The sequence below is a fragment of the Flavobacterium sp. LK-23 genome (assembly GCF_058135255.1).
This window is the reverse complement of sequence record NZ_JBYUVT010000025.1, coordinates 37,727-55,898: the sequence shown is the minus strand read 5'-3', so window position 1 is coordinate 55,898 and position 18,172 is coordinate 37,727. Positions and strand designations below refer to the sequence as shown.

General features: G+C 32.6%; 15 protein-coding genes. 2 read left to right on the top strand and 13 right to left on the bottom strand.

Features of this window, described 5'->3' with window-relative positions; genetic code table 11:
- Positions 1 to 62: 62 nt before the first annotated feature.
- The gene (locus AC3Y25_RS22760; protein ID WP_489904332.1) at positions 63 to 452 is read left to right on the top strand and encodes a helix-turn-helix domain-containing protein; all 390 of its coding nucleotides are present in this window, start codon (positions 63 to 65) and stop codon (positions 450 to 452) included.
- A 118-nt stretch (positions 453 to 570) separates the two neighbouring features.
- Here AC3Y25_RS22760 and AC3Y25_RS22755 read toward each other — a convergent pair whose 3' ends face one another.
- From AC3Y25_RS22755 to AC3Y25_RS22705, 11 genes are all read right to left on the bottom strand, one after another.
- Positions 571 to 1,254 carry a hypothetical protein gene (locus AC3Y25_RS22755; protein WP_489904331.1) on the bottom strand — a complete coding sequence of 228 codons (684 nt, stop codon included), beginning with the start codon at positions 1,252 to 1,254 and terminating at the stop codon, positions 571 to 573.
- A gap of 15 nt (positions 1,255 to 1,269) precedes the next feature.
- Complete coding sequence (locus tag AC3Y25_RS22750) at positions 1,270 to 1,914, bottom strand: hypothetical protein (RefSeq protein WP_489904330.1); 645 nt, start codon at positions 1,912 to 1,914, stop codon at positions 1,270 to 1,272.
- A 53-nt stretch (positions 1,915 to 1,967) separates the two neighbouring features.
- Positions 1,968 to 2,633 (bottom strand): hypothetical protein, encoded by a 666-nt coding sequence (locus AC3Y25_RS22745; protein WP_489904329.1) that lies wholly within the window; start codon positions 2,631 to 2,633, stop codon positions 1,968 to 1,970.
- 120 nt (positions 2,634 to 2,753) lie between these two features.
- Positions 2,754 to 3,368 (bottom strand): hypothetical protein, encoded by a 615-nt coding sequence (locus AC3Y25_RS22740; protein WP_489904328.1) that lies wholly within the window; start codon positions 3,366 to 3,368, stop codon positions 2,754 to 2,756.
- 4 nt (positions 3,369 to 3,372) lie between these two features.
- Positions 3,373 to 6,162: an OmpA family protein gene (locus tag AC3Y25_RS22735; protein WP_489904327.1), complete on the bottom strand. Its 2,790-nt coding sequence runs from the start codon at positions 6,160 to 6,162 to the stop codon at positions 3,373 to 3,375.
- A 23-nt stretch (positions 6,163 to 6,185) separates the two neighbouring features.
- Positions 6,186 to 6,683 (bottom strand): DUF4280 domain-containing protein, encoded by a 498-nt coding sequence (locus AC3Y25_RS22730; RefSeq protein ID WP_379800780.1) that lies wholly within the window; start codon positions 6,681 to 6,683, stop codon positions 6,186 to 6,188.
- A 10-nt stretch (positions 6,684 to 6,693) separates the two neighbouring features.
- Positions 6,694 to 7,860: a hypothetical protein gene (locus AC3Y25_RS22725; protein ID WP_489904326.1), complete on the bottom strand. Its 1,167-nt coding sequence runs from the start codon at positions 7,858 to 7,860 to the stop codon at positions 6,694 to 6,696.
- A gap of 230 nt (positions 7,861 to 8,090) precedes the next feature.
- Entirely contained in the window at positions 8,091 to 9,875 is a 1,785-nt protein-coding gene (locus tag AC3Y25_RS22720) for a mechanosensitive ion channel family protein (RefSeq protein ID WP_489904325.1), read from the bottom strand.
- Between the two features lie 76 nt (positions 9,876 to 9,951).
- Positions 9,952 to 10,458, bottom strand: coding sequence for an acetolactate synthase small subunit (locus tag AC3Y25_RS22715; protein ID WP_489904324.1), 507 nt, complete (start codon positions 10,456 to 10,458; stop codon positions 9,952 to 9,954).
- 409 nt (positions 10,459 to 10,867) lie between these two features.
- Positions 10,868 to 11,893 (bottom strand): NAD(P)-dependent alcohol dehydrogenase, encoded by a 1,026-nt coding sequence (locus AC3Y25_RS22710; protein WP_250837606.1) that lies wholly within the window; start codon positions 11,891 to 11,893, stop codon positions 10,868 to 10,870.
- A 220-nt stretch (positions 11,894 to 12,113) separates the two neighbouring features.
- Positions 12,114 to 12,716 (bottom strand): murein L,D-transpeptidase catalytic domain-containing protein, encoded by a 603-nt coding sequence (locus AC3Y25_RS22705; protein WP_250837607.1) that lies wholly within the window; start codon positions 12,714 to 12,716, stop codon positions 12,114 to 12,116.
- A 651-nt stretch (positions 12,717 to 13,367) separates the two neighbouring features.
- Here AC3Y25_RS22705 and AC3Y25_RS22700 point away from each other — a divergent pair.
- Complete coding sequence (locus tag AC3Y25_RS22700; RefSeq protein WP_489904323.1) at positions 13,368 to 14,579, top strand: M24 family metallopeptidase; 1,212 nt, start codon at positions 13,368 to 13,370, stop codon at positions 14,577 to 14,579.
- Positions 14,580 to 14,711: 132 nt separating this feature from the next.
- On the opposite strand, the gene AC3Y25_RS22695 is transcribed toward AC3Y25_RS22700, so the two are convergent.
- On the bottom strand, positions 14,712 to 16,871 hold the full coding sequence (locus tag AC3Y25_RS22695) for a S9 family peptidase (RefSeq protein ID WP_489904322.1): 2,160 nt from the start codon (positions 16,869 to 16,871) through the stop codon (positions 14,712 to 14,714).
- A 1-nt stretch (position 16,872) separates the two neighbouring features.
- A complete protein-coding gene (locus AC3Y25_RS22690) occupies positions 16,873 to 18,171 on the bottom strand; it encodes an aminopeptidase P N-terminal domain-containing protein (protein ID WP_489904321.1) in 1,299 nt (432 codons plus the stop codon).
- Position 18,172 lies beyond the last annotated feature (1 nt).

The window sequence follows — 18,172 nt, the reverse complement described above, 5'->3', positions numbered from 1 at the left end:
TACAGCACCAAAATGTAGGATACATTTTCTATTTTTTTATTCTTAATTATTATCTTTGAGCTATGAGTACATTACTAAAACCAAATCATATCGGGCGAAAAATAAGCCGTATTCGTGAATTAAAAGACATGAAACAAGAAGCCCTTGCACAAGCTTTGGGAACAAATCAACAGGCAATCTCAGCTATGGAGAATAGTGAAAATGTTGATGAAGAAAAATTAATTCAAGTTGCAAAAGCACTTGGTGTAAGTGTGGAAGCTATTAAGAATTTTTCGGAAGAAGCAATTCTAAATATTATTGGAAATACAATCAATAATCATGATAATGCATCTTCATTTAATTACGGATGTACTTTTAATCCGCTTGATAAAGTTGTTGAGTTATATGAAAGGTTAGTACAAGCTGAAAAAGATAAAGTAGAATATTTGGAAAAATTATTGAAAGGAAAATAATTTATTGATATGTAAAAATAACAAAGCCCTGATTATACAGGGCTTTTTTTATGATTATGATAAATATAGTTAATACGACGATCATTTGAAAGTGTTGTTTTCCTCATTATTATAATTCTTAAATTCCTTTTAAATAATATTTATTTCCCTTATTGCTTTCTTCTTTTGCAAAAACCGAATAACTGTAATTTTTTACATTTAAATTTTTCTTTTTTCTTTCTTTAAGATAAGCTTCATAATAAGTTGTACTGTTTATATACATTATTAAATTGTCCAGTTGATTATTTAGCACAATTAAATTAACTTCATCAGTTTTTATATTTTGTATTATAGCATTATAACCAATATTAAAAACATAAATTTCATTTTCGTCCTCCCAAACAACATGACGATCAATTTTATCTTTATCATCATAATTAGGTAACCCCAATTTTTTATTAAGAGAATTGAATAATTTTTCACTTTCTTGTTTTGTATAGGTATGAAATTGATATCCTTCTATTTTTTTTGTCTTTTCATTGACTAATAGATTGAGGTAGTTTTTTCCGCTGTAAGTTGCTGAAACATCTTCGTCTATTGAGTTTGATAAATCATTATTATCGTAAGTTAACATTTCAGAATCTTTATACTCATAAGCAGTAAGATTAGGGTCATAGATAAATGGCTGTTTTTTTTGATCTATTTCATTATTGATTAAAGTACTTTTACTTGTTGGTAATTTAATTTGAGCTAAATCTTTTTTCTGTGAATTGCAACTTTGTATTAAAACACAGATAATCGTTAATTTGATTAAATTTTTCATTAGTAATTTTATTAACTAGTTTAAGTTTCCCATACTAAAACCTAAATAGCCAATAAATTTAGTCCATTCATTATGGTTCTTTTTATAAACAAATAAAACAGAGAAAAACGTGTCATCATCTTTTGTAAAATAATAATAACAAATGTCATTATTTACCCAGAGATAAGTATTTATTGACCCTAATTTGTAAGACTTATTTGGATTTCCAAATAAAACTTGAAGATTGTTGAATAATTTAATAGCTTCAGGTTTAGTATGTAAATTTATCTGATACATTCTTATGATATTATTTTGTTCATTTTCAAGTGCTCCAATTTCTGGATCGATTTTTCCATAATGAAACATTACATTGTTTATGTCAATATTGCGGCGATTACCTAGCTTTTCTTTATTAAAAATAAGTATGTTTTCAGAATCAAAGACAAGTCTTTCATTGCCTATTAATGTTAGCTCTTTATCTTTTATTGTATCTTTCTTTGAAAGATTAACTGATGATAAAACATCTGTTATATCTTCATTTAGAGTTAAATTTGCCAAATCAAATGGTTTTGTTATTGACGGCTTTTTCATTTCTTTCTCGGGTTTATTTTTAGTTTGAGAATTACATGATTGTAGTAGAATTAAAGCTAAAAAGATTGGTACTAGTTTTAAATTTTTCATTTTTTCAAATTCTATTTTCTGAAAATTTTTATTCATATCTATAATAGAATAGCTTAAAAAATCTCAAATTCATCTTTTCCAGGAAAACCACAAAAACGTATATCCAAAACAATTTCTTCATTTGTTTTTGAATTTTCCAGATACAAGGCAGGCATTCGATTTAATCTTTTTAATGTTGCTAATTTGTTATAGGCAGAGTATTCAACATACACATCATTTTTAACAGGTATAGCTTTAAAGCCATCTTCAATTTCATCTGTTATTTGTGAAATTCTTCTTTTAGATTCTGATGTATTTAAATACATCGCAATTGCTGCGTTTTTTTCTTTTTTTGATAGTTTGTCAATAAAGAGTTTGTAGTCTTTATTGTTCAGCATAGCAACGAGTTTGTTGCTTTCTGCGATTAAGGCTTCTTTTAAATCAAAATTAACATCTTTTAGATTTACACCGTTTTGCCACGCATCTAGTTTATAAGATATATTTGCTATAAAGGTGCTTTTATGCATGATAAAGGGAATATTTTCCTGGACAGGAGCTGTCTGAAAATTTTCAAATTGCTGTACAAATTGAAAATCGCCTGATCTTACATCATATTCTATAACTTTATATCTCACATAAGACTCTTTGTGAAGTTTTGTTCCTCCTGAAAGAGGTGATACTCTAATTTCTATATCTTGCTCCCCTTTTTCTAGAATCCCGCTGTTTATTGGGATATCCATTGATGCCTGTCCGTCTACATTTAAAGAAAAGACACAAACATCATTTATGCGTATTTCAAAATAACACATGAAAGCGCTACAATCTAATTCGTAATATATTTGGCTCATTTTTTATAGAATTTATTTACCATTGTTTTTTTTATTATGTGCTGAATTAAAGCTTTCTAAAATTGTAAACCATTTTGTGTTTGTTGTGTTTTCCACTCGGATTCCTTGTTTTACAATTGTAACATCAGTTTGTAAATACTTTTTATGATCTCTTGTGTTACCATTGTTTTGTACTAATAGAATCCATTGTTTAGGTTCTTTTACTTCCCAAACCAAAGCAATTCCATTTTCCAGACCTGTAGTTCTTTCTTCAGGCTTACCAAATTTCTTTTTTAGATAATTCAGCAAATCTTGACCTTCTTTATCATTTGTTATGCTAATGCTAAAACCTAAATAATTATTTTGCTCAAAATTGTCTACATGTATATAAATCTCACTGTATGCGTCATCGTAACCGTTAGGCACAGCGTATTTAGAGAAATTAACCTCGCCAAACTTAAAATTTTGCAATTCATTGGTTCTATAGGATAATAGTCCATATAATGCATCACTGTCTTCATTCACATTTTTTATTTTTTTAATGTCACTGGAAATTGGTTTGTCAAATTCTAATAATTCTAAATCTGTCTGCGAATTGCAAGAAACAAATGTTGTGCACATAAATAATAGGATAAATATTTTTTTCATTTTTTTAGTTGTTTTTAATTAATGGAATATTTGCACTCATATCGAATAATTCTTCTAATTCTTTTATAACATCAAACGGAGGAATAAATCCTACAAATTCTCCCTCTGCAAATGTGTGTTCCCCTTCTTTTTTTTCGTCAATTTTAACTCCTTCTTTTGCTATTTTTATTGCTAAACTAGCACTTACTTTAACAACATATGTGATGTCTAAACCATCAAAACCAAGTTTTGGTTGGTAATACAATCCTTTATCATCGTAAATTATTCCATGTCCAAAAGTAACAGAAGCAGTTCCTGCTCCTGAAGCTTCGAAATAGGCATTTACCTTAACAACTGCGATGACCGCTTCGCCTTTTATTTTTATTCCTACTTTTAGTTCTGCTTTTAATTTGGCTTCTGAAGCTAATTTAAAATCGGAATCTTTGGCTTTACCCGCAGTGTTAAATTCAAATTTTGAAGTTGTACTTATAGTGCCAGAAATTATTAAATCCATATAGATATCGACTGTGGTTTTTACTCCTACTTGGTCATTACCGAAATTGATACCTTTTTTTAATTGTGTTTGAATTTTTTTATATAATTCTAAGGCTTCGGCTGATGCTGTTCCTGCGCTTAAAATTCCTGCGGCCGTAAAAACTGCGGCACCGAGCAAGTCTATAGTAATTTCTAAACCAATTAAAGGAGATGCCTGGAGAGTTAGTTCAACATCAGTCCCTATAGTTAATTTGTTATCCTTTGGATGGCTCAAAAACCAATTTCCAGTAAAATTTAAATTAGGCGGTTTAACAACAAAACTTACAGGAAGTCCAGTAGGAGAAATAGATCGAACAGCTCCCTTCGTTTTATTTGTAATTCCATCAGATAAAGCTCCTAGAGAATTAAAGACATCGTATAATTTTTTGAATTTGGTTTCGTATTGTTGTTTTAACTCTTTTTTTTCTTTGTCATTATCCCATTTTGCTTGTAAACTAAAACCAATTGAAGCATCTTTTTGTTTCCACCTTCTTTCCGCTCCAATTTTCCCTGCCTTACTTTGCAATTCTTTTAATTTGTAATCAGATTGATTTGCCCATTTAACACTTAAATCATTAGTAAGATTTAAGAAAAACTCAAATGCCCATTTTATATCTGGGTAGGCTTTTATCTGAATAGTATGATTAGCATCATTTGAATAGTATCTACAAGAATGAACATCAATAAAATAGTTGTTAGCTGAATCCATACTTTTTTCAGCATTTAAAACATGCGTTATGTTATACCTTGGCCATATATATTGTAATGGAGCAGGATTCATCCATGATAAATTTGATTTTACAGAAAAATCTAATTTATCTGCAACCTGATCTATTGCTTTGCTATATTCGGGCGAGCTAATCTTGATGTTTTTTTTATGTTTTCCTTTTTCTCTAAAACAGGCTTTGTTTTGGTATCCGGTAACATCAATCGTAATGTTTTTTTCGTGACTTGGCGCAATGGTTTCGTAGATTATGGTTTGAGCATCATGACCAAAATAATCAAACGAAATATCTACACGTCGGTTTTCTTTGTATTCTTTTTCGTCCCTGTATCTTACATTATCTCGTCCCTGCTTATCGTCTGTTGGGTTTACTTCGCCACGACCAATTGAGATAATACGTTTAGAATCTAAGCCGCCATCGACAAATATTTTTTTAACAGCATCACTTCGTTGCTGTGATAATTTTTGGTTATAATTTTCTTTACCAATTACACAGGCATGACCATCAATTTTTATACTCGAAAACTGGTGTTCAAGTAAAAATTGTAAAGTATTATTAAGTGCCGTTTTGGCTTCGGCTGTTAAGTCATATTTATCAAACTCAAAAAGAATGGTTTTATTAAGGGGTTCTTTGTTTAGGGTTTGCCCTTTTAGATTATTTCCATTATTAAAAAGTAAGGTTTTTACTTTTGTCGTTTTGTCATCTTCAATAATAGTAATGGTTTCAAATTTGCAAGGTTCAAATCTTTCTGAATTTTTGGCTGGTTCACCAGTTTTTAAAGGCGATAAGTTTGTTGGCGGTTTTATCTGTTGTGAAACAACGTCCCTCTTCATGCGTAAAAAACGGGCATGTGCTGTGTCATTTTTGTCATCAACAATATATGTTTTTGAAACAGGATCATATACTTTTACATAAAATAGCTCTTTTGCTATTGGATTTTTTACATCAAAATACCATGAGTAAGTATTGCTAATTTCCAAATTGATTTCACCATCAATAACCTCTACACCAGCAATACTTCGCAACAACTTATCTGTTTTTAAATCAAGATGCCTGAAAATATCTATCCTAAGATTTTTGTGTCCGTTAAGTCCTTCAGTAACAAGGTTAAGATAAGTGATTTCTCCATAAGAAAAAATATGACTCTGTCTTATGTCATCACCGTCATTAGTTGTACACCATTTGCTGCTTTCTATTCTTGGAGGACAATAACCACTTATTTTTAGCCCAGTCTGATTTATTAAGTCACGTTTTCCGGAAAGGCTTGCTTCAAGATAATATTCATATTGCCCGCATAAGTTTTTAGGGAGCTTTATTCCATATGCCCTATTAATAGGCAATGTCTTTTGTAAAATGATGGTTCTAGCCTTATAATCCTGAAAAATCCAAGTTATGTTCTTCTTTTTATCTGTTTCAGGAGTTCCATCGTACCATTGATCTACTTCAAAAAATACATACTCACTTGGACTGATAGCTGCTTTTTTGTTAGGAACAGACAAATTACTGATCACTTTTCCCTGACCTGTCCATTTTATTCTTTTTATACCCTTTGCCATTTATAAAAATATTTTTTAATCAATTATGCATCGCTTATTCCCTCATGCTTCGCTTCCTTTGTATACATATCTCTCACATCCACCATTGGGTTTATAAGATTGTGTACCATAGGATCTGTATTTTTAAAATTCTGTTCGCTGGGTTCTGCGGTTTGTCCGTGATCTGTAATTTCGATACAATCGGGCGCTCCCATCGGGCAGGTTGCTTTGCTGTCTTCCAATAATATTTTGCCTTCATTGCTAAGGGTCACTTTTTCATAAAAACCACTCCATTTGGTGATTGTGGCTTGGCAGACCATAAAACTGTTTCCTACAGGTTGTTTTTTGCATTTGCCAAATGTGTTTTTTTCTAAAGTCTGACCAATTTCTTTCGAGGTAGCCAAAAGCTTTTCTGAACCTTCTTTATCATTTCCAAAATGTTTATTTTGCGATTTGACTTTAATTTTATCTGTTTTAGAAGGATCTTCGCTAAACTTGCATTTGCAAGTGGCGCCTTGTACTACAAAATGTTTTTCGCTCATAGTTTGATTTTTAAAATTGCCACCACTTCTTTTTAGGTTCGACTTCTTCAACAAATAATTGTGGTTCAGGTTTTGCGCTCATTTCTTTTTGATCGTCTTTGTTGGATATGGTGACCGAAAATTTTTGAGGTGTTTCGAATGCTAGATCACAGCTTATAAAAATCACTTCGGGCATATGCTTTTGTGGATTTAGAAAATATTTTGCTCTGTAATTTCCTGTAGCTTTTTCTTCGGAATATTCTTTTACGGGCAGGCCTAATTCTTTTTCAAGATCAGTCTTAGTACGCTGATCATTTAATTGTCCGTTAATGTCAATCACTAAAAAATTATCTATGTCTAAGTATTCATCTACTTTTTGCTCAACCTTAAAATTAAGATTGTCACTTTTAGCCATGAATGGAAATTCTTGCTCTTTTTGAATGCTCAAAGAGGCAGGATATTCAATATGAACTTCGTTGAAAAAGGCATTAAGAAACCAGTCTTTTGAAAGTGAAATATACAAGGAATCGCTGTCTTCTAAATTTCGGTCATAAATAGAGATATATTTTTCGACCAGCTCGCCTTTGTAATATTTTTTGATCTGTTTTTTGGCTTCGATCCAGCGTTCTTCAATTTGATTAAAGTTATTAATGTAAACCCATTTTCCAGATTGATCAACGACCACTAATAGGGGATATAAGGCCGCAGAAGCTTTTTCTGCAATTTCATCGGCCATTGTTGATGTTTGTGTGTCATTTATATAAAGATGTCCAATTCGGTCTACTTCAAAAAAAGAATAGCCATCTTCATTTCTAGCTCTCCATCTTACATTGAATTCTTGTTTTATATGATATACATTTTGTCCCTTTTCAATAGAGTAAAGAACGGAGTATGAATTGTTGATATGCGAATTGTCAAGAGAAAGTTTAAAGGAACCTGAAGTATTGATTTTTGTTCGGTTTTGTTCTTTTTCTTCATTACTAAGTACAACCTTTTGAGGTTCCAGAATAAGATATTCTAGATGATGAGGAAAATCTGCTTCGATTAAGTCTTTTGTAGATGGAACATATCGGTTATGATAACTTCTGAGAAGATAAGGTTCAACGCCCAAATCTTGAGCGACACTAAGTAGAGTATCTCCTTTTTTAATCTTGTAGGTTAAATAATCTTCATACGAAGATTCTGGAATATAAAGCATTAGGCTGGTAAAATAATTGAATCCAAATATATGTTTTTTCCTGCAAAATAAATATACTAATAAGAAAAAGTATGAAAATTCCCAATGCCTTGGCATAGAATGTATTATAGGAAAAAACCGATTTATTTTTTAATTTAAATATATTTTGAAGACAGAAAAGAGGCAGAAGAATAGTCTTTTTAATATCAATATTAGAAAAAAAAGCTGTCAATTTTGACAGCCCTTTCATTTTAAAACATAGTATTATCCCGATTAGGATCAAAACTTCCTTTATCTGGATATTTAATACTATCCTTTAATTCTTCTACTCGTTTTGGATCAAACTTAGGCAATTGCAATTCGTTATTTTCTTTCCACTTTTTAACGGTTTCGGAGATTTCATCTGCCTTTTCTTTTGAAAAAGGAGTATCACGCGCCATGTATAATGTTTGTGACGGATAAGCTAAAGAAGTACCGCTTTTTTCTATAATATCCATCATTCGCAATAAAAGATCTTCCTGAACCTCTTGTGATGTCTCCACATTTATAGCTTCAATATAAGCCGTAATTTCGACTTTTAAAGCATCGGCTGTAATTCCGGTAAAACGAACTATTGGCGGCGTATTTAAAACCGCTGGATGTGCGTAAAGCAAAGATCTTAATTCAACCAGCAGATAGCGCATCTGGTCTGGAGTAGTTTCCATTCTAAAACCAAAAATCGGATTAAATATAAAACGGTCGCGATGTGCATAATTTTCGATTTTACTAGCCGACAGTTGCCCATTTGGGATTGTTACAATAGTACGAGCTGCAGTACGAAGTGTAGTAGAACGCATTCCGATTGCTTCTACCGTTCCTTTTATATCGTCAACTCGGCAATAATCACCAACTCGCAATGGCTGATCGGCAATAAGGCTAACACTACCTACAAAATTTTCTATTGTTTTTTGCGCTCCTAAAGCTAATGCGATCCCCCCAATACCCAGTGCAGCAAGTCCGGCTGTAACATCGACTCCAATAATTCCTAAGATTGCAATAATTCCGATTACCACAATTGCAGCTTTCATGGTACGGCTTAAAAACAATACCGCAGATACCGCAGAAGCTCTACCACTACTGTTCATTCTGCTTCTGGTATACATACTCACGAAGTCGGTCATTCTCCAAAGCAGAATTAGAAAAGCTAAAATCCCGATTGTGATTATGATAATGCTAAACCGCTGGCGAACTATTATCGAAATTCCCATTCGTTGTGTTGATGCAATGAATAAAATCACCGTAAGATACATTTGAACTGGAAGCGTAAAGGCATCTATAATCGCAGTTCCTTTTTCACTATCTGCTTTTTTCCATATCTTTTGAATCAGAAAAATGAGTACGAAAATAAGAAGTCTCGACAATAAATAAGTAACCACTGCCATCACCACCACTACTCCCCAGTGACCAATTGGAACATTTCCTAATTTTCTTTCTTTCAGAAACTTGGGTAAAACCCTATCTAAAAAAGTTTTTTCTCCGCTAATATCTGCTGCAAGAATTGCTTCTATGGTCTCAGCAGAAAAAAGCCATAAAGCGGGCTCGCTATCATCTGCCTGATTTTCTAAGTAAAGCGGTATATTTATTTTATCTGTAGATATGTTTCCAACCAAATCTATACCCGTTGTCAAATTATCGTCTAGACGTCCTAATTCTTTATTGCTTAGAATTGATGACGGAGAGAAATTACCTCCCTGATCCAGCAGCTGCTGAAAAGTTTTGGCTATTCGTATTCTTTCGGCCGTTTTACGATAAGAACGTTTACTTAACACAAGATACTGGCTCGCACGCAGATAATTCTGATCGCCGATTGCTTTTATGAATCCGTTGACCGTTCCTTGAGGGGTTCTTCTTCCTAAAGAATCGTCAGGAGTTTTTACAGGTTCTTCAGTCGTAGTTTTTGCTCCGTCTAAAAGCTGTGCTTCTAGTTTACAAGGTGTTATTGTTAAGACTGAAATCAACAGTAAAAAATGAAATAAACGTTTAGCACCTAAAATCATATATTTTTGCTTTAGTAACTTAGACTATTAAAAATAAGAAATATAGTAGAAAAACAACTTGTTTATGTTGCTTTTTTTAAACTTCCACACAAAAACCTTCACTAGATTTCAAAAGGGCTATTCTAGAACTTATTACAAATTCAATTAATCCAAATCCTTTTAATTTTTCAGTCAATTGCTTCATTTCTTCATCTCTTCCCACAGTTTGAAGTATAACATACTCTCTTTCAATCTCAGAAACTTTGAGATCGCTTTCACGAAGCAAACTTTCCATATTCGCATTCGTCATCAATACTTCTGTTGCCATTTTAAACAATACCATCTGTTTAGAAACAATTTCATCATTTGAAGAATAATGACATTTAAAAACTTCAATAATCTTCTCTATCTGTGCCACTAAATTTATAACTGTATCTAAACTTTCATTTACTACAATGGTGTGTCTGTACATATGCTCTATTTCGCTAATAGAGATATTAAGACTCAAAATCTGTATTTGTTTTCTTAAAAATAGGCTAGATAATTTAGTGATTAATCGTATCTGATCTTCAGAGTAGATCGTTAGAGTAAATTCGTTTTTCATTTTAAATTTTTATTTGTACTTCTTTTTTTGAATGGGTTACTGAGAAATAAAAAAGCCTTTCACATTTGACTGAGAAAGGCTTTATGAATAGACAATAGAATCCTAACTCGTCATGGAATACGAATAATGATAATTGAAATAATAATGCTATTCTGAATTGAATTTTTCATAATTGCTGTAAACAAAAAAACCTCCCGTTGCGGGGAGGTTTTCTAAATTGTATCTTTTACTTATTTATATAACATCCCTGCACCACTATCTAATGATAATCGCGATAATTGTAGTAATGTTAATTGTGTTTTTCATTTGTTTGATTTGATGAGCAAATATATCGATATTTTTTAATCTGCAAACATTATTATCACAAACAAAAAATCCGTCTCTATTGTGACGGATTTTTGTTTTTAATTTAAGGTATTAAAACGGCTCTACCTTTTATTTTTCCTTGTCGCATTCTTTCGTATACCTCGTTGGCATCGTCTAGTTTATGCTTTTCAATTTCTATATGAATTTTCTTTTGCCTTGCCAAACCTACAACTTCCATCAGTTCTGTTCTTGATCCCCAATACGGATTAGTCATACTTACTCCAAATGGCAATCCGTTCATGCTGTACTGATAATGTCCGCCTCCAAGCCCCACAATGGTAAGATCTCCATCAAGGCTCACTATTTTTGTTCCTAAATCTATTGTAGAAGTTGCTCCAACAAAATCAAGCACTACTTTTGCTTTCTTGATTCCTGTAATTTTCTGAATCTGTTCTGCGGCATCAGCATCTTTAGAATTAATTGTAAAAGCTGCACCCAATTCTTTTGCGAAAGCCAATTTATCTTCGGTAACATCGCAAGCAATAATTTCTGCTCCGCTTATTTCTCTTAATATCTGTAACGCAACGTGGCCCAGTCCCCCAACTCCGATTACCACAACAAATTCGTCGGCCATTAATTTAGGAAGCGAACGTTTTATAGCAGAATAAGGCGTAAGTGCCGCATCTGTCAATGGAGCAGCAATAACAGGATCTAAGTCAAATATTGGTACTAAAAGTCTAGAAGAAGGCACCAGCATGTATTCTGACATTCCGCCGTCTAATCCTAATCCGCCGCCATATGCTTGCTCAGATTGATGATCACAATAATTTTCTTTTGATTGCTGACAAGGTTTGCAATGACCGCAACCCCACGGACCATAAACTAAAACGGCATCACCTTTTTTATATCCTTCTACATTTTCGCCAATTTCTTCGATCCATCCAGCATTTTCGTGTCCTAGAGTAAAAACTGTTCCCACAACAGTTCCCTCGTCTATAATATGCAGGTCTGAGTGACAAACACCAGCACCGCCAATTTTTAATAAAACTTCATCACCTTTAGGAACCGGTTTTTCAAGATCATTAACAACGCGGACATCTTTGTGTCCAAAAAAACGTACTGCTTTCATAAAATAAACTTTTGATTACTATTCTACTAATTTACAACTTGTATTTCCTATCTACTTTATTAAACGAGTTAAGTTTATCCTAATTTATTACTAATAATGGGAGTTTGAGAGAAAATGTCCCAGTTTTGGAACAAGGGAATAATTGATTAAATTTTAGATTAATGGCATAAAAAAAGAGAGCCAACGCTCTCTTTTTTATTTATATTATAATGTCTTTTATTTAGTAATAAACAGACAATAAGATTTTAGAATTTGTACTTTCTATATATTTTGAAAGTCTAGTTAAGAATTCTTGACTAACCATTGGGCAGCCGTGGCTATTGATGATATAGTATTCTTTTTCATCAGATGGAACTTCTTTGTAAGAATGCAATACAATAGCACGTTTCATGGCATTATTATTGGTTTCGTCTAATCCAGCAAGTCTGAAAGCTTTTCCGAATATTCCTTTATATGGTTTTTCTACTGAATATCTTCCTAGTGAAGTGCAGTTAGATTCTGGAGAATTGCTAAATTGTAAAATATCTCCTTTTATTCCAGTTTCAGAACCTTTTCCATGGGCTACTAAGCCTTGATCCAAAATTTGATTGTTTTCTAGATCGTAAACAAAGAAACGATTTCTTCCTGATTTGATTTTCATATCAACAAGGAAAGCAATTTTATTGCTATACTTATGATTTGACGCTGTAAAAGACTTAATCTCATTTACATGCTCATTGAGCCTTGCAAATTCGACTTCGTTTAAAATTTCATCTTCGTCCCACATACTTAATGAGGTAAACGAGCTTAAGGAAAATAGCAGTGCCAATAAAAATACTCTCATATCCGGCAAATGTTAAGTTAATAGTTATGACTTGGGGTCAATTGTTAATTTTCAGTTGCAAAATTATACACAAATCTTATACAATTCCCATATCATAAGTTAAAGATATTATAAATATCTGAAAACAACAACATTATATGTTAATTTTCGATTAAAATACCTGATTTAATGTTGAAACGCCACATCTAGTGTTAATATTATTTCTTTTCTGACTTTTATTTTTTTCTTTATTAATAATTGTCCAATAAAATAATTACTCCCAAGTAAAAAAACTCACTTGATAAAAATTATCAGAATCCTAAAAGCAATAATAACTTAAACTTATTTGCCCGCTTTATAATAGCTTTAGGATATAATTCAGTCAGCCTTTGTTGCAGATTTGTTGATGTTTCTTGAAGTTCTTGTGCAGTTGCTGCAAAATAATTCAAACCAAAAATAATAAAGGTTTTGAATTCATTTTAATCTTGTTATTTTGAGTTTTTAAAAGTAAGTGTACGAAGTATAAACTGATACTAGATTACCTCGAAAATATAATTTTTAACTAGTTTGCATCAACATAGGACTAAATCAAAATAATACTTTTAATTTTATTGAAAAATTGAACTTTGCTAGAGTTTAACCCATTTAAATAATAACTAAAAAATAAAAAAAATGACAATTGGAGTTGGCGGATCAACTATAGATATCGAATTAGGGAAAATACAAAATATGACACTAGATGTCGTGCCAATCGCTTTATCGGAGTACCAACAGCGTGTAAAAAAAGCAGCTGTTTTAATGAAAGAGCATAATTGTAAAGCATTATATGTGAATGCTGGAACTAATCTGTATTATTTTACAGGAACAAAATGGAATGCTTCTGAACGTATGGTTGGCGCAATCATTTTTGAAGACGAAAGTATTGAATATATTGTTCCGAAATTTGAAGAAGGCACTTTCAAGACTTTTATGAAAGTTGAAGGAAATCTAAATTTCTGGGAAGAACATGAAAGTCCGTACGAATTATTTGGAAATATCCTAAAAAGTAAAAACATCATTGAGGGCAATATTGCGCTAGACGAATCGGCTTCTTTTTTTCTTATTGATGGCGTTTCAAAAGCAAATTCAAACTTTAGTTTTGTAAATGCACAACCTATAACGGCAGGTTGCAGAATGCATAAATCGGCTAATGAAATTGCTATTATTCAAAAAGCAAAAAACATTACAATGACGGTTCAAAAAGCAGCAGCGAGTATTTTATATCCCGGAATTGAAGTAAGCACTGTTGTTGATTTTATACACAAAGCGCACATTAAGGCTGGTATTGCATCTGGCTCTTATTTTTGTATTGTTCTATTTGGAGAAGATTCGCAATATCCTCATGGTGTTACGGCTCCTCAGAATTTAGTGGACAATGATGTTGTGTTGATTGATACTGGATGCCGTTTAGAAGGTTATTTGTCTGACATTACTAGAACCTATGTTTACGGAACTCCAAATGAGGAACACAGAAAAATCTGGAACCTTGAAAAAGCAACTCAAAAAGCAGCTTTTGATGCGGCACAAATTGGAGCTACATGTGGTTCTGTTGATGATGCCGCGCGAAAAGTTTTAGCGCAAGCGGGATTAAGCGGTGATTATGAAATTCCAGGCTTGCCACATCGCGTTGGACACGGCACAGGATTAGACATTCATGAATATCCTTATTTAGTTAGAGGCAATCAAACCGTTTTAAAAGAAGGAATGGTAGTGAGTAACGAACCTATGATTTGTGTGCCTGGACAATTTGGTATTCGTCATGAAGATCATTTTTATATGACTGCTGATGGCCCAAAATGGTTTACTGAACCAATGCAGAGTATTGATAATCCTTTTGGATTATAGGTTTAAAATATTATCATATTTTAACTAAAAAAAATCAAATTTTAAGTTTCCAAATTCCAATATTTTCTACCTCACAAAAAAGGAGAATTTCAAATGAATGAAATTCTCCTTTTTCTATAAATGTATTCTTTTCTATTTTGCTCCTGGCGGACAATTTTTTTCTATGTATCGAATAAAAGTATCTGTTAAATGTTTCACTGTTCCTTCTCCTTCAGAAATATCATGAGAACGATTTGGATAAATCATTAAATCGAACATTTTATCATATTTCACTAATTCATTTATTAAAACCTCAGCATTTTTATAATGCACATTATCATCGCCTGTTCCATGAATATACAATAAATTCCCTTTTAGATTTTTTGCATGAGTAACTGGCGAAGCTTTACTGTAAGTGGCTTCATTTCCTTCTGGCAATCCCATGTAACGTTCTGTGTAGATGTTATCATAAAAATGTTGGTCTGTTACCGCTGCAATCGCGATTCCGGTTTTGTATATGTCTGGATATTGAAACATTAAATTTAAAGTTACAGCACCACCGCCACTCCATCCGTGAATGGCTACACGATTAGAATCAATAAAATTCCATTTTAAAACTTCTTTGGCAGCCATTGCCTGATCGCGAGTATTGATAATTCCAATATTTTTATAAATAGATTTTCTCCATTCTGTTCCCTTCATTACAGGAGTTCCTCTATTATCCATCGCAATTCCGATGTATCCTTTTGGAATTAATTTCGCAATAAAATAATTAAAATAAGGCTCATCGTTTGCTACTGAAGCCATCGGCTCACCATATACATAAAAGAACACAGGGTATTTTTTTGAAGGATCAAAATCTAATGGTTTTGCCATAATTCCATCAATATCAATACCGTCGCTAGTTTTTACTTTAAATTTTTCTAACGAATAATTAAGTTTCGGATTAGCAAAAACATCTGCTTCTTTTGGCAATATTTTTTTATGTCCTGAAAGCGCCACTAATCTTGTATTGTAATCTCTCTTAATGTTTGAATTAGTATGTTTGGCATATGATGCATCTGTTGAAAAAACGTAAGCATTTGTACCTTCAAAAGCTTCTGGAGTTACTCTTTTTGTTTTCTTTGAACTTAAATTCGTTTCATATAAATAGCGCTGTGTAGCATCTGTTGGACTTGCAATAAAATATATTGTTTTTGTCTTTTCATTGTAAGCTTTAAAATAAGCATCAAAATTAGTTTTGGTTATCAATTCTTTTGATTTTCCGTCAAGGCTTATTTTATAAATATGCATCCATCCGTCTGCATCAGAACTCCATAAAAAGGCTTTTCCATTATCTACAAACTGGCAAGGAAAAGTATCGTATTCTCCCGCAGAAATATCAAAAACATCGATCCACGAAGTCGATTCTTCTTTGTAAATAACTCTAGCAGATCCCGATTTTGTATTACAATCATACATGGTAACTTGGTTCTGATTTCGGTTTAACTGAATCACCATAACAGATTCGTTGTTAAGCCATTTCATACGAACTAAATAATTATTATCAGGTTCTCCTGGAATGTTTAGCCAATTGGTTTGCGCCGAATCAATATTTACAATTCCGATTTTTACCGAAGAAGGTTTTTCTCCTGCCTTTGGATATTCAACTGGAACAATAACTGGATAAAGCGAATCGGTATTATTGATCATGAAATGGAATTTAGTAGAAGTCGCATCTACTCTCCAAAAAGCAATACTTTTTCCGTCTGGGCTCCATCTGAATCCGTCACGGGCAGCCAACTCTTCTTCATAAACCCAATCAAAAGTTCCGTTGATGATTTTATCTGTACCGTCTGTTGTTAAAGGAGTTATTTTCCCAGTATTTAGATTTTCCACATAAATATTATGTTTGGAAACATAGGCAACATTCTCATTATCGCTCGAAAATTTAGCAAACATTAAGGAAGATGCATCAAGGTTTTTACCTAATTGTTTTCCTTTTCCTGTAGTCAAATCAAAAAACCAATAATCGCCTTTGGTATTTTCTCTCCATACTTTTTTTGAATTAGTATAGACCAAAACTTTTGTTTTTGAGTCATTCCAAACCAACTTCTCGATCTCTCCTGTAAATCCTGCCGCTGTCAATTGCGATTTAGACAAAATCGTACTTTGCTTATCTAATTTATCAACATTATAAACCACCACGCTATTATCTTTGTTTACCCAAAACGAATGAGAATTTGGCAGCCAATTTAGATCGTTAATATCAATATCCTGCTGTGCAAAAACAGATGTACATACAAACAGAAAAAACAACAAACACTTTTTCATCTTACTTTTTATTTTTAATTAAATTTTCAATTTCTGCAATTTCAATCGGCATGGCTTCACTCAAATTAATGTTTCCGTTTTCTGTTATCAGATAATCATTTTCTAAACGACAGCCTATTCCCTCCTCTCTAATGTAAATTCCAGGTTCACAAGTCAGCACCATTCCTTTTTCAAAAGGTCTAGAATACAATCCCACATCGTGAACATCCAAACCTAAATGATGTGCCGTTCCATGCATAAAATATTTCTTGTAAGCTGGTTTCTCTGGATCTTGATTTTTTATTTCGTCTTCTGTAATCAAACCTAATTTCACCAATTCGGTTTCAATTAATTTTGCCATTTGAAGTTCGTAATCTTTCGATAAAACTCCAGGTTTCAATAATTTCGAACCTTCTTTCAAACAATGTAAAACTGATTCGTAAACCTCTTTTTGTCTTGCACTAAAAGTTCCGTTAACCGGAATGCATCTTGTTGTATCTGAATTATAGTTGGCATAACAGCTTCCAAAATCAAGTAGTACCATGTGGTTTTCTTTACAAACATCATCATTGGAATTATAATGAAGTGAGCACGCATTTGCGCCAGATGCTATAATTGATTTGAATGCTTGTCTCGTTCCGCCATTTTTAACGGTAGCGTACAGCAATTCGGCTTCCAATTCGTATTCTTTTATATTTGGACGGATTGCATTTAAAACTCTATGAAAACCTTCAACACTTAGTGCCGTTGCTTTTTTGATTAAATCAATTTCTTCGTCTGATTTAATTGGACGCAATTCACGCGTTATTTTTGCCACACGTTCGTATTGATGTAATGGATATTTTTCTTTGCACCATTTTATCATACGATCTTGTCTGGTTTCCATTTCAGCAGTGACCCTTTTGATATGCTCGTTGTGCCCTAAATAAAAAGTATCGGCCTCAAAAGCAAAAAGCTGTAAAGTCTTTTCAAACTCATGAATCCATTTGATATTCTGTATTCCAGAAATTGCCGTAGCTTGTTCTTTGGTTAAAAAATTACCATCCCAAATCAGCGTATGTTCATTTGCTTCTTTTACAAAAAGTATGGCTTTGTTTTCTTCTTTAAAAGCATCTGGATAAAGCACCAAAATGGTTTCGTCCTGATCAATTCCAGACAGATAAAACAAATCATTGTTTTGTGAAAAGCCCATAACATCATCTGCGTTATTTGGCATTACGTCGTTTGAAGTTAAAATAGCCAAACTATTCGGCTTCATTTTTTCGGTAAATCTTTTTCGGTTTTCTACAAACAAAGAAACCGGAATTGCATTGTATCTCATA